Raw genomic sequence first — 9,187 nt, forward strand, 5'->3', positions numbered from 1 at the left:
GCGTGCAGTGTAGCCCAAAGATGCGCGCCATTCATAGGCAAATCCATTTCTTCTGGACGATTCTGAGCGTTAGAATATGCCGACATTCGATGCACTCACATGAGAAACCTATGCGCATTCACATTCTTGGGATCTGTGGCACCTTTATGGGCGGGCTGGCGATGCTGGCGCGCTCACTGGGGCATGACGTCACCGGTTCGGACGCCAACGTCTATCCGCCGATGAGCACGCTGCTGGAGAACCAGGGGATCGATCTGATTCAGGGTTATGATCCCGCCCAGCTGGATCCGGCGCCGGATCTGGTGATCATCGGCAACGCCATGACGCGCGGCAACCCGTGCGTGGAGGCGGTGCTGGAGCGCGGTATCCCTTACGTTTCCGGCCCGCAGTGGCTGCACGACGCCGTGTTGCGCGATCGCTGGGTACTGGCGGTCGCCGGCACCCACGGCAAAACCACCACCGCCGGCATGGCGACCTGGATCCTCGAAGCCTGCGGCTACCAGCCGGGCTTCGTCATCGGCGGCGTGCCGGGCAACTTCGACGTCTCGGCTCGCCTCGGCGGCAGCCCGTTCTTCGTGATCGAGGCCGACGAGTATGACTGCGCGTTCTTCGACAAGCGCTCCAAGTTCGTGCACTACAGCCCGCGCACGCTGATCATGAACAACCTGGAGTTCGACCACGCCGATATCTTCGACGATCTGAAAGCCATTCAGAAACAATTCCACCACCTGGTGCGTCTGGTGCCGGGCAAAGGCAAGATCATCCTGCCGGACAACGACAGCCACCTGAAGCAGGTGATGGCGATGGGCTGCTGGAGCGAGCAGGAGCTGGTGGGCGAAGAGGGCGCCTGGCGCGCGCAGAAGCTGACGCCGGACGCCAGCCATTACGCGGTGTTCCTCGACGGTGAGCAGGTCGGCGAAGTGAAGTGGGCGCTGGTGGGCGAGCACAACATGCATAACGGCCTGATGGCTATCGCCGCGACTCGCCACGTCGGCGTGCAGCCGGCGGACGCCTGCCGCGCGTTGGGCGATTTCATCAACGCCCGCCGCCGTCTGGAGCTGCGTGGCGAAGCCAACGGCGTCACGGTTTACGACGATTTCGCGCACCACCCGACGGCGATCCTGGCCACTCTGGCCGCGCTGCGCGGCAAGGTCGGCGGTACGGCGCGCATTCTGGCGGTGCTGGAACCGCGATCCAACACCATGAAAATGGGCATCAGCAAAAACGATCTGGCGCCTTCGCTCGGCCGTGCCGACGAAGTGTTCCTGTTCCAGCCGCACCACATTCCGTGGCAGGTCGCGGAAGTGGCGGATGCCTGCGTGCAGCCGGCGCATTGGAGCGCGGATCTCGACACGCTGGTGGACATGGTGGTGAAAACCGCACAGCCGGGCGACCACATTCTGGTGATGAGCAACGGCGGTTTCGGCGGTATTCACGATCGCTTGCTGGACGCGCTGGCGAAAAAGCAGGAACCGAAGGTGACCTACTGATCGCTTAGCCGCATAAGCCTACCTAAGGGCCGCATTCGCGGCCTTTTTTACGCCCATAAAAAAGCCCTCGCGAGCGAGGGCAACGGGGTTCGTCGGATAGGACGACGAGAGGGTCTCTGGGAAATCGGCGTTTGCGTCAGAACTCGGCAGTGGCAGTGACGAGGGTAATCAGCTCTGCAAAGCCGTTCCCAGAGTTGTTATTTGTAAATCTCGGCGGTGGCGTGGTAGTTGCCTTCGTTACGGGCTTCGATCACGCGGTAGGCGGTCGCGCCTTTCGCGTCGGCTTTCTCCGACAACGCCTGGCGCATGTCGGTCGGCGCGCCGTCGATGCCGCTGACGGTAATGGTGCCGATAGATTGCAGATTGGCGGTCTGATCGTTAGTCACCAACTGGGCGGCAGACGCGCCGAAGGAGATGACGGACAGCAAACCGAGTGCAGCAACAGTAGTTTTCATGTTCATGATAGCGATCCTTGGTCATAACAGCCTGGAAGGGCTTGGCAGCGATTTTTATTCTTGAAGGCCGTTATGACAGCGTTTGATTCCAGAGATGTATTGCCCGTTGCCGGGTAATGCCGTTACTTATTTGTAGATTTCAGCGGTCGCGTGGAAGTTGCCGTCGTTGCGCGCTTCGATCACGCGGTAAGCGGTCGCCCCTTTGGCGTCGGCTTTGTCGGACAGTGCCTGGCGAATGTCGGAAGGCGCAGCGGCGACGCCGCTCACGGTGATCACACCGGCGGGCTGCAGTTTTGCGGCCTGGGTTGCATCAACAGATTGTGCTGCGAATGCACCAAAGGAAAGCATGGACAGAACGCTCAGGGTTGCAACGGTAGCTTTAATTTTCATCATCTCACCTCATCGTATTCTTTTATCAGTTCCAACGAACTGTGATTCAGTTCACGAAAATGAGTATACAGCTAGTAACGAGAAAAATTAATAGTTCGCTAACAGTTGCTAGTGAAACTTTAACCTCATGATCCTTATTTTTTATAACCGTAAGGAATAAAAAACGCTCATAAAACGATCTTTTGATGTTAAATTTATGTAATTTCAATAAGGTAAGTGATTTTGACCAAAAGTGCGGAAGATCACAGTGGGTACTGCTGGTTACATGGAGATGTCATGGAAATGTGTTGTTGCGGGATAAAAAAGCAGTGTTAAACGCGGTTGAAGGCTGGGAAGGTAACGCGAGGGTTAAAGAAGCGCTAACAAAATGCGGTTTACAGCCGCACTTTGTTAGCGCCAGGTTTCACAGCTCTTGTTCGAACACGCCCAAGATCGCTTCATGCAGCTTCTGAGCGGTAAAGCCGTTGGACGGGGTGACGAAAATCGTGTCGTCGCCGGCAATTGTGCCGAGGATACCCTGGGATTTACCCAGTGAGTCGAGCAGGCGGGCGATCAGCTGTGCGGCGCCCGGGCTGGTGTGGATCACCACGACGGCATCGTTATGGTCGACGTCGAGCACCAGATTCTTCAATGGGCTGGTGGTGGTCGGCACGCCGAGTTCGGCAGGAAGGCAATACACCATTTCCATTTTGGCATTGCGCGTACGTACCGCGCCGAACTTGGTCAGCATGCGCGATACTTTGGATTGGTTAATGTTTTCGAAGCCTTCTTCTTGCAGCGCCAAAACGATCTCGCCTTGAGAACTGAATTTTTCTTCTTTCAATAACGCTTTGAACGTCTTGATCAGATCTTCCTGTTTTGCGGGATTACGCATTTTGCACCGTGGAATGTTGATAGTGGAAGTCATGATTATGCATATAGATGAATTTTTATGCAACAAAGGCCGCCCCAAAGAAAATAAAAATGACCGGACGGCGAGGAAAGGGCGGCATTTTAACAAAATCCGGCCGCGATGAATATGCCCTTTTGACGACGGAAAATCGGCCTGCGGTGGTAAATAAAATGTTATTAAAATGATGTTGTTCTGATGTTGCGTAAGGGTGTAATGTAACGGCCGGTTAACTTGCTCGTGAATAACCTCGCACTATTTTTGATTAGTGTGCGCTATGCCCTTCATGCGTAAGCGATTTAATCTAAAATGGGCGCGACAGCGGCCGTTTTATTACACCTGCAGGCAAGAATTGGCTAATTTATTGTTTTGAAAGGTGTAATAACGTAAGGTCCGTAACCAACACATTCACGGCGCTTTATATATTTAAGATAATAAAGGAGTATAGGATGAAAGTTGCAGTTCTCGGTGCTGCTGGCGGTATCGGCCAGGCCCTCGCCCTTCTACTCAAAACCCAGCTTCCTTCAGGTTCTGAACTCTCTCTCTACGACATTGCCCCCGTTACCCCAGGCGTTGCCGTCGACTTAAGCCACATCCCAACCGCAGTTAAAATCAAAGGCTTCAGCGGCGAAGACGCGACTCCGGCTCTGCACGGTGCGGACGTGGTGCTGATTTCCGCCGGCGTGGCCCGTAAGCCAGGCATGGATCGCTCTGACTTGTTCAATGTTAACGCCGGCATCGTGCGTAACCTGATTGAGCAAGTGGCGAAAACCTGCCCGAAAGCCTGTATCGGCATCATCACCAACCCGGTTAACACCACGGTCGCCATCGCGGCGGAAGTGCTGAAAAAAGCCGGCGTTTACGACAAGAACAAACTGTTCGGCGTGACTTCGCTGGATATCATCCGTTCCAATACCTTCGTGGCCGAGCTGAAAGGCAAGCAGCCTGAAGAACTGAACGTGCCGGTGATCGGCGGCCACTCTGGCGTGACCATCCTGCCTCTGCTGTCGCAGATCCCTGGCGTGAGCTTCACCGATCAGGAAGTGGCGGATCTGACCAAACGTATTCAGAACGCCGGCACTGAAGTGGTGGAAGCCAAAGCCGGCGGCGGGTCTGCAACGCTGTCCATGGGCCAGGCGGCCGCCCGTTTCGGTCTGTCTCTGGTGCGTGCGCTGCAGGGCGAGAAAGGCGTTGTGGAATGCGCTTACGTTGAAGGCGACGGCAAATACGCTCGCTTCTTCGCGCAGCCGCTGGTGCTGGGCAAGAACGGCGTTGAAGAACGCAAAGATATCGGCACCCTGAGCGCCTTCGAGCAGAAAGCGCTGAACGAGATGCTGGACGTGCTGCATAAAGATATCGAACTGGGCGAGAAGTTCATCAATAACTGATCGACACCGATAGTCAGCCGATAAACGCCGCCGGACGCTGTTCCGGCGGTTTTTTTTGCCCCGCGTTCACGATTTGATGCGTGCTTTGCGATCCAGCAGGCAATCGCTGTGCGGATCGTAATAGCGGCTTGGCCAGATCTCCGAAGGGTGGATGCCTATCGCTTCGGCGATCAGCCATTCCCCCTTTGGCCACGGGCGCGACAGCGCATTGGCCAGCGTCGATGAGCTTAATCCGGCCTTGCGCGACACTGCCGCCAGCGTGGTGCCCTGCTTGCGTAGCGCCGCGATGATATCTGCCGGATGCCAATCTGGGTTCCTTGAATTCATGTTTACATTCCTTTTCTGATTAGCCAAAGTTGCGTTAGTGGTATAACTAACGGGTCATGGTTAAGCGTTTGAACAACGTGAAACGCTTATTAGGAAACAAGAATACCATTAAATTTCCTAAAAAATACCCAAGTAATTTCCAAAAAACGACATTGCCCACTATTGCCCAGAGATGATGGCTATGAAAAACGAGTGGTTTGCCGCCAAGGAACTGACAGGCATCGCAGGATTACCCTCCTCACCACAGGGAATCAATCTGATGGCCCGACGCGAAGGCTGGATCAGCCGCAGGCGTAAAGGCGTGCAGGGAAAAGCGTTGGAGTACCATATCGACAGCCTGCCTCCAGGCGTGCGTAACCTGCTGGCGCTGAAAGAAGACGGGGCGACATATGACGTAGAACGCCAGGATCCGTTGGCGGTCTGGATCGAGTATTACTACCATTTGACGGAGAGCGAGCGCGAGAAAATGGTGGCTTTCCTGATGCGGGAAGGGATTGGCGGCCTGCTGGCGCGTATCGACGAAGATAGCAATACCTAGGCAGGCCCGCGTGGGCGGGCCTGATGAATGTATTAAGAAATTAAAATTTCTTAAAAATCGCGTTGTACCGCCAAATGGGCCAAGCCCTCCAGCGCTGTACGGTGCTCTGATGCCGGCAAGACCTGCAGCGCGGCGATCGCCTTATCGGCTTCTTCCTCGGCGCGTTTGCGGGTGTATTCCAGCGAACCGCATTGCTGCATCGCCTGCAGCACCGGCTCCAGCAGGTGGCGGCCGTTGCCTTGCTCAATCGCGCCGCGGATCATGTCACGCTGGGCGTCGTCGCCGTTGTGCATCGCGTGCAGCAGCGGCAGGGTCGGTTTCCCTTCGTTCAGATCGTCGCCGGTGTTTTTGCCCAGCGTGCTGCCGTCGGCGCTGTAGTCGAGCAGATCGTCGATCAGCTGGAAAGCGGTGCCGAGGTAGCGGCCATAATCTTGCAGCGCCTGTTCTTGCTCAGCGCTGGCGCCGGACAGGATCGCCGACGATTGCGCCGCCGCTTCAAACAGACGGGCGGTTTTGCTGTAGATCACCCGCATATAACTTTCTTCGCTGATGTCGGGATCGTGCACGTTCATCAACTGCAGCACTTCACCTTCGGCGATGACGTTGACCGCTTCCGACATCAGCGCCAGCACGCGCAGGGATTCCAGGCTGGTCATCATCTGGAAGGCGCGGGTATAGATAAAGTCGCCGACCAGCACGCTGGCGGCGTTGCCGAACGCCGCGTTGGCGGTGGCTTTGCCGCGGCGCATGTCCGACTCGTCGACGACGTCGTCATGCAACAACGTGGCGGTATGAATGAATTCGATCAGGGCGGCTACGGTGACGTGCTTGTTGCCTTCGTAGCCCAACGCCCGCGCCGCCAGGACGGCGATCATCGGCCGGATGCGCTTACCGCCACCGCTGATAATGTAATAGCCAAGCTGATTGATGAGCGTGACATCGGAATTCAGCTGTTCGAGAATTGTTGCGTTCACGGCCGCCATATCTTGCGCGGTTAACTCGGTAATTTGCTCTAGGTTCATTGTGTTTTTTTCAGCTGTGTTTCTCTTCACCGCGTTGAGATCGCTGCTCACATCGGTACATGGCGGTAACTGTCCCTATGATTGTACTTGAAAAACGGTTCAGATAAACGCCACGAAAGAAACTGCGCTTTTTTTCTTCTTTTTTCTCCTTCTGGTCTTATTCCGCTCTTGTCATGCGCCGCTTTTTTGCGTAGAATTCGCGCCCTATTGTGAATATTTATAGCGCGCTCTGAACTAACACAGTCGGGCACGCGGAAAGCGGAGTTTTATATGTACGCGGTTTTCCAAAGTGGTGGTAAACAACACCGAGTAAGCGAAGGTCAGACCGTTCGCTTGGAAAAGCTGGACATCGCAACTGGTGAAGCGGTTGAGTTTGACCAGATTCTGATGATCGCTAATGGCGAAGATATCAAAATCGGCGTTCCTTTCGTCGATGGCGGCAAGATCAAAGCTGAAGTCGTTGCTCACGGTCGTGGCGAGAAAATTAAAATCGTTAAGTTTCGTCGTCGTAAACACCACCGTAAGCAGCAGGGCCACCGTCAGTGGTTCACTGACGTTAAAATCACCGGCATCAGCGCTTAAGTTAGGAGAGCGGATTAATGGCACACAAAAAGGCTGGCGGCTCGACTCGTAACGGTCGCGATTCAGAAGCTAAACGTCTGGGCGTAAAACGCTTTGGCGGCGAAGCAGTACTGGCAGGCAGCATCATCGTTCGTCAGCGCGGCACCAAATTCCACGCTGGTACCAACGTGGGTTGCGGCAAAGACCACACTCTGTTTGCTTTGAAAGACGGTAAAGTCAAATTCGAAGTTAAAGGCCCGAGCAATCGTAAATTCATCAGCATCGAAGCTGAATAATTTTTCGAGCCTTACGAAATAGATGTAAGCCCCGCAATTCGTTGCGGGGCTTTTTACATTTATGGGTTGCCTGAGGGCAGGCCCGTCAGCGTTGGCGAAGGTGATATGGATACGAAGCAGCAGGTCGGCGTTGGTATTTCTTTGGCGTTAACCACGGCGGTTTGCTGGGGCGCGTTGCCGATCGCGATGAAAGAAGTGTTGGTGGTGATGGAGCCGTTTACCGTTGTCTGGTATCGCTTTACCATGGCCGCCATCGGTTTGGGCGTGATCCTTGCGGTGCGCGGCAAGCTGCCGCCGCTGACGATGTTCCGCCAGCCGCGTTGGCTGCTGCTGTTGGCGATCGCGACGGCGGGGCTGCTGGGCAACTTTGTGTTCTTCAGCTCCTCGCTGCAATACCTGAGCCCGACGGCGTCGCAGGTGATTGGCCAGCTGTCGCCAGTCGGTATGATGTTCGCCAGCGTGCTGATTTTAAAAGAGCGCATGCGCATCACCCAGGTCATTGGCGCCCTGATGCTGATTTGCGGGCTGATGCTGTTTTTCAACGTCAGTCTGATAGAGATCTTCACCCGGCTGACGGACTACACGCTGGGCGTCATGCTGGGCGTGTGCGCGGCGATGGTCTGGGTGAGCTATGGCGTGGCGCAGAAGGTGTTGCTGCGCCGGCTGGCTTCGCCGCAGATCCTGGTTATGTTGTACACTTTATGTGCGATTGCATTGTTCCCTCTGGCCAAACCCGAGGTGATTTTCCAGCTTAGCGGCTGGCAATTGGCGTGCCTGCTGTTTTGCGGCGCCAACACGCTGATCGGCTATGGCGCGCTGGCGGAAGCGATGGCGCGCTGGCAGGCGGCGCAGGTGAGCGCGTTGGTTACGCTGACCCCGCTGTTTACCCTGCTGTTTTCAGATTTATTGGCGCTGGCTTGGCCCCAGGCATTCGCCATGCCGACGCTGAACATCGTCGGCTATGTCGGTGCGTTTGTGGTTGTGGCGGGCGCCATGTTTTCCGCAATTGGTCACCGGTGGTGGCCGCGACGGGCAGACCCCCCCCTGGTTGCTCCTTTGAAGCAGCCCGGTGAATGATTTACGGAGACGGTAAATGAAGTTTGTAGATGAAGCAGCGATTCTGGTCGTTGCAGGCGACGGCGGCAACGGGTGCGTCAGCTTCCGCCGCGAAAAATATATCCCGAACGGTGGGCCTGACGGCGGTGACGGCGGCGACGGCGGCGACGTCTACCTGCTGGCGGACGAGAACCTTAACACCCTGATCGACTACCGCTTTGAGAAGTCTTTCCGCGCCGAACGCGGCCAGAATGGCCAGAGCCGCGACTGTACCGGCAAACGCGGTAAAGACGTCATCATCAAGGTGCCGGTCGGCACGCGCGTGAAGGATCAGGGCACCGGCGAGATCCTCGGCGACATGACCCGCCACGAGCAGAAGCTGATGGTCGCCAAAGGCGGCTGGCACGGTCTGGGTAACACCCGTTTCAAATCTTCGGTCAACCGTGCGCCGCGTCAGAAGACGCTGGGCACCGCCGGCGAAGCGCGTGACCTGTTGCTGGAGCTGTTGCTGCTGGCCGATGTGGGCATGCTGGGGCTGCCGAACGCCGGCAAATCGACCTTCATCCGCGCGGTGTCCGCCGCCAAGCCGAAGGTGGCCGATTATCCGTTTACCACGCTGGTGCCGAGCCTGGGCGTGGTGCGCATGGATCACGAGCAGAGCTTTGTGGTCGCCGACATTCCGGGGCTGATCGAGGGCGCCTCCGAAGGCGCCGGCCTGGGTATTCGTTTCCTGAAACACCTGGAGCGTTGCCGCGTGCTGCTGCACCTGGTGGAC

Annotated in this window: 12 protein-coding genes; 7 read left to right on the forward strand and 5 right to left on the reverse strand. The window is 56.3% G+C overall.

Annotated elements, in window-relative coordinates:
* Nucleotides 1–110: 110 nt before the first annotated feature.
* Nucleotides 111–1,490: a UDP-N-acetylmuramate:L-alanyl-gamma-D-glutamyl-meso-diaminopimelate ligase gene (mpl, locus tag MMS95_RS22145; RefSeq protein ID WP_004933582.1), complete on the forward strand. Its 1,380-nt coding sequence runs from the start codon at nucleotides 111–113 to the stop codon at nucleotides 1,488–1,490.
* 197 nt (nucleotides 1,491–1,687) lie between these two features.
* Here the strand turns inward: mpl and yhcN (MMS95_RS22150) are convergent, their stop codons facing one another.
* The 3 genes from yhcN (MMS95_RS22150) to argR all read right to left on the reverse strand — a co-directional run bounded on the left by yhcN (MMS95_RS22150) (nucleotide 1,688) and on the right by argR (nucleotide 3,209).
* Nucleotides 1,688–1,951 (reverse strand): peroxide/acid stress response protein YhcN, encoded by a 264-nt coding sequence (gene yhcN, locus MMS95_RS22150; protein WP_242142288.1) that lies wholly within the window; start codon nucleotides 1,949–1,951, stop codon nucleotides 1,688–1,690.
* Nucleotides 1,952–2,071: 120 nt separating this feature from the next.
* Nucleotides 2,072–2,335: a peroxide/acid stress response protein YhcN gene (gene yhcN / locus MMS95_RS22155; RefSeq protein WP_004933574.1), complete on the reverse strand. Its 264-nt coding sequence runs from the start codon at nucleotides 2,333–2,335 to the stop codon at nucleotides 2,072–2,074.
* A gap of 403 nt (nucleotides 2,336–2,738) precedes the next feature.
* Nucleotides 2,739–3,209 carry a transcriptional regulator ArgR gene (gene argR / locus MMS95_RS22160; RefSeq protein ID WP_004933572.1) on the reverse strand — a complete coding sequence of 157 codons (471 nt, stop codon included), beginning with the start codon at nucleotides 3,207–3,209 and terminating at the stop codon, nucleotides 2,739–2,741.
* 464 nt (nucleotides 3,210–3,673) lie between these two features.
* Between argR and mdh the strand changes: the two genes are divergently transcribed.
* Nucleotides 3,674–4,612, forward strand: coding sequence for a malate dehydrogenase (gene mdh, locus MMS95_RS22165; protein WP_004933569.1), 939 nt, complete (start codon nucleotides 3,674–3,676; stop codon nucleotides 4,610–4,612).
* 66 nt (nucleotides 4,613–4,678) lie between these two features.
* On the opposite strand, the gene MMS95_RS22170 is transcribed toward mdh, so the two are convergent.
* Nucleotides 4,679–4,939 (reverse strand): helix-turn-helix transcriptional regulator, encoded by a 261-nt coding sequence (locus tag MMS95_RS22170; RefSeq protein WP_004933567.1) that lies wholly within the window; start codon nucleotides 4,937–4,939, stop codon nucleotides 4,679–4,681.
* Between the two features lie 181 nt (nucleotides 4,940–5,120).
* Between MMS95_RS22170 and MMS95_RS22175 the strand changes: the two genes are divergently transcribed.
* Nucleotides 5,121–5,477: a DNA-binding protein gene (locus tag MMS95_RS22175; RefSeq protein ID WP_048325852.1), complete on the forward strand. Its 357-nt coding sequence runs from the start codon at nucleotides 5,121–5,123 to the stop codon at nucleotides 5,475–5,477.
* 50 nt (nucleotides 5,478–5,527) lie between these two features.
* On the opposite strand, the gene ispB is transcribed toward MMS95_RS22175, so the two are convergent.
* Entirely contained in the window at nucleotides 5,528–6,499 is a 972-nt protein-coding gene (gene ispB, locus MMS95_RS22180) for an octaprenyl diphosphate synthase (RefSeq protein ID WP_016929331.1), read from the reverse strand.
* A 270-nt stretch (nucleotides 6,500–6,769) separates the two neighbouring features.
* On the opposite strand from ispB, the gene rplU reads away from it, so the two are divergent.
* From rplU to cgtA, 4 genes are all read left to right on the forward strand, one after another.
* Nucleotides 6,770–7,081, forward strand: coding sequence for a 50S ribosomal protein L21 (gene rplU / locus MMS95_RS22185; protein ID WP_004933561.1), 312 nt, complete (start codon nucleotides 6,770–6,772; stop codon nucleotides 7,079–7,081).
* A 17-nt stretch (nucleotides 7,082–7,098) separates the two neighbouring features.
* Nucleotides 7,099–7,356, forward strand: coding sequence for a 50S ribosomal protein L27 (rpmA, locus tag MMS95_RS22190; RefSeq protein ID WP_004933559.1), 258 nt, complete (start codon nucleotides 7,099–7,101; stop codon nucleotides 7,354–7,356).
* Between the two features lie 105 nt (nucleotides 7,357–7,461).
* Nucleotides 7,462–8,433: a DMT family transporter gene (locus tag MMS95_RS22195; protein WP_021504260.1), complete on the forward strand. Its 972-nt coding sequence runs from the start codon at nucleotides 7,462–7,464 to the stop codon at nucleotides 8,431–8,433.
* Nucleotides 8,434–8,449: 16 nt separating this feature from the next.
* On the forward strand, nucleotides 8,450–9,187 hold a 738-nt coding region (gene cgtA, locus MMS95_RS22200), incomplete at its 3' end, for an Obg family GTPase CgtA (RefSeq protein ID WP_242142290.1).

The sequence above is a fragment of the Serratia sp. PGPR-27 genome (genome assembly GCF_022678525.1).
Taxonomy (GTDB): Bacteria; Pseudomonadota; Gammaproteobacteria; order Enterobacterales; family Enterobacteriaceae; genus Serratia; species Serratia nematodiphila.